The sequence below is a fragment of the Nitrospira sp. BLG_2 genome (assembly GCF_049222245.1).
The window spans coordinates 1-2,048 of record NZ_JBLYIG010000169.1; the positions used below are offsets into that span (position 1 = coordinate 1).

Below are 2,048 nucleotides of genomic sequence, written 5' to 3' on the forward strand. Positions count from 1 at the left end.
TCTTCATGATCGTGTATTACCGTCTGTCCGGGCTGATCGCGGACTTTGCCTTGGTGTTGAATCTGGTCTGTCTGATGGGCGCACTGTCCGCCTTGACCGCCACGTTGACCTTGCCGGGAATTGCAGGCATCGTCCTGACGATAGGAATGGGCGTCGACTCGAACGTCTTGATCTTCGAAAGGATTCGAGAAGAACTGCGCAGCGGGAAAGCTGTCCGATCCGCCATCGATGCGGGGTACGACAAGGCGTTCCTGACGATCGTCGACTCGCATGTCACCACTCTGATCACCGGGGTCGCGCTATTTCTCTTTGGGACCGGACCGATCAAGGGGTTTGCCGTGACGTTGTGCCTTGGTATTGCCATCAATCTCTTCACGGCGTTGGTCGGGACGAAAGTAGTGTTTGATTTGCTATATCAGAGGAAAAAGGTCGAGGCGCTGAGCATTTAGCCATGAAGCCATCGGTCATGAGCCTTCAGGGAGAAGCCGAAGATCATCAAAGGGGACGCGCATGTTAGAGATTCTGGGAAAGACCAACATTGACTTCATGGGCAAGCGAAAGATCGCATTTCTGATTTCCGGGATGATGGTTGTGCTCGGGCTGATCGCGCTTGTCCAGATTGCACGGGGTGCCGCCAATCTGGGGATCGACTTTGCCGGGGGAACGGCAGTCCAGCTCAAGTTCGAGCAGCCGGTCCGGATCGATGAAGCCCGTAAGGCCTTGGAAACGAGCGGGCTGGTCGATGCGGAATTGCAGGAATTCGGACAGGACAACAAGCTCCTCGTCCGGGTGAAGGCTTCCACGACGATCGAAGAGAAGATAGCGGAACGGGTGATGGGAATCTTTGCCAAAGAGTTTCCGAACAACAAATTCGTGGTCGACTCGACCACCGAGATCGGGCCGACCATCGGCAAGAAACTCCAACAAGATGCGCTCGTGGCCGTCGTCATTTCGTTCGCGGGCATTATCCTGTACATAGCGGCTCGATTCGAGCTCCGATTCGGTGTCGCGGCCGCGTTGGCGACGTTTCATGACGTCCTGGCCGTGATCGGAACCTTCTATATCTTGGACAAGGAAATCACGCTCCTCATCGTCACGGCGCTCTTGACGCTGGCCGGATATTCCTTGACCGACACGGTCGTGGTGTTCGATCGGATCAGAGAGAATCTGAAGTTGCGGCGTCGAGAAAGCGAAGAAGCGACGATCAACGCCGCCATCAATCAGGTGTTGAGCCGCACGATCGTCACCAGTTTGACCGTCGTGCTCGTTCTCATTCCACTGACCCTGGCAGGTGGAGAAGTCCTGCACGATTTCTCACTCACGCTTCTTTGGGGCGTGATTGTCGGCACCTTTTCATCCGTGTTCGTCGCCAGCCCACTTCTGCTTTTGTGGCCCGGTACGCCGGGTCGACTCTTGAAACGCGGCTGAGCGAATGATGGAATGAGGCGTCGTGTCTCGCTCGTCTGTCCCGTGTTCCCGGTGGTGAGCGGTGCATAGAGCCCGCCCTCATCGTCGCTCGACACGCAAACGCGTTCTCGCAGTGAAATACTGTTCCCGTGTCTCGGTGGTGTAGCCATGGCACTCTGGAGCCGGTCTTACAGCCTCCAGCAGAAGATCATCGCGGCGATCGTGATGGTCGGTCTCCTGCCGCTTACCTTCCTGCTTGCCCTCATCTACATAGAAGAGCGGCGGGCTTTGCGAGAGTCGAGAGGGGCTGACTTCAAAGATGTGGCCGTCGAAGCCGCCCGTCGGATCGAACTACACATTACTCAAGGCATAAACGAAGCCCAACAGCTCGCGACAGCCCCCTTCCTTCATACCGCCGTCTCGGAGGCCAACCGAACGTACGAGGGTAAAGACGCCGAAAGTATTTCGGAAATCATCCGGGATTGGCAACGGCGGTGGAGACAGCGCGACAAGCAAAGCGAATTTCCGCTTTTTGTCAATCGGATCGTGACCAACTACCTGATTCGATGGCACGAGATTCGGAAATCGGACTATGTCGGCATTTTGGTCACCGATGGACAGGGGGCTTTGGTCGTCAGTTC

2 protein-coding genes and 1 pseudogene are annotated in these 2,048 nt (G+C 56.2%); all 3 read left to right on the top strand.

What is annotated here, in order from left to right; translation table 11 throughout:
* Positions 1-449 (top strand): SecD/SecF family protein translocase subunit (locus ACOSYY_RS04695; RefSeq protein ID WP_421661111.1); only part of this gene is annotated, 449 nt, incomplete at its 5' end.
* A 61-nt stretch (positions 450-510) separates the two neighbouring features.
* Positions 511-1,428, top strand: a complete 918-nt coding sequence (gene secF / locus ACOSYY_RS04700) for a protein translocase subunit SecF (protein ID WP_421661112.1) — start codon at positions 511-513, stop codon at positions 1,426-1,428.
* A 147-nt stretch (positions 1,429-1,575) separates the two neighbouring features.
* Positions 1,576-2,048: pseudogene (locus ACOSYY_RS04705) on the top strand (PAS domain S-box protein); the annotation flags it as partial.

Excerpts from the sequence above, each read along its gene's own strand:
- secF (WP_421661112.1), top strand. The coding sequence starts at position 511 with ATGTTAGAGATTCTGGGAAAGACCAACATTGACTTCATGGGCAAGCGA.